This window comes from Paenibacillus sp. J45TS6, from assembly GCF_018403285.1.
Classification (GTDB): Bacteria; Bacillota; Bacilli; order Paenibacillales; family Paenibacillaceae; genus Paenibacillus.
Window position 1 is genome coordinate 1 of the sequence record NZ_BOSJ01000080.1, and the last position, 376, is coordinate 376.

The following is a 376-nucleotide window of genomic DNA, read 5'->3' on the forward strand; positions in this document are numbered from 1 at the left end:
GAAGGTCGCAGGTTCAAATCCTGCCCCCGCAATTGTAATACCTGGAACTGTGGTGTAGAGGCCTAACATGCCTGCCTGTCACGCAGGAGATCGCGGGTTCGAATCCCGTCAGTTCCGCCATTTTTATCCTAGAAGTATTACTGATTGAGGGACTAGCTTCCTTATTGTTAGGAGCCATTAGCTCAGTTGGTAGAGCACCTGACTTTTAATCAGGGTGTCGAAGGTTCGAGCCCTTCATGGCTCACCATCATTTATATGCGCGTGTGGCGGAATTGGCAGACGCACTAGACTTAGGATCTAGCGTCTTTGACGTGGGGGTTCGAGTCCCTTCACGCGCATCCTTTAATTGCGGACGTGGCTCAGCGGTAGAGCATCG

General features: G+C 51.6%; 3 tRNA genes. All 3 read left to right on the forward strand.

Features of this window, described 5'->3' with window-relative positions:
• Positions 1-43 precede the first annotated feature (43 nt).
• The 3 genes from KJS58_RS25040 to KJS58_RS25050 all read left to right on the forward strand — a co-directional run bounded on the left by KJS58_RS25040 (position 44) and on the right by KJS58_RS25050 (position 338).
• Positions 44-120, forward strand: a tRNA-Asp gene (locus KJS58_RS25040).
• Positions 121-171: 51 nt separating this feature from the next.
• Positions 172-247 (forward strand) — tRNA-Lys (locus KJS58_RS25045).
• Between the two features lie 10 nt (positions 248-257).
• Positions 258-338: transfer RNA gene (locus tag KJS58_RS25050), tRNA-Leu, on the forward strand.
• Positions 339-376 lie beyond the last annotated feature (38 nt).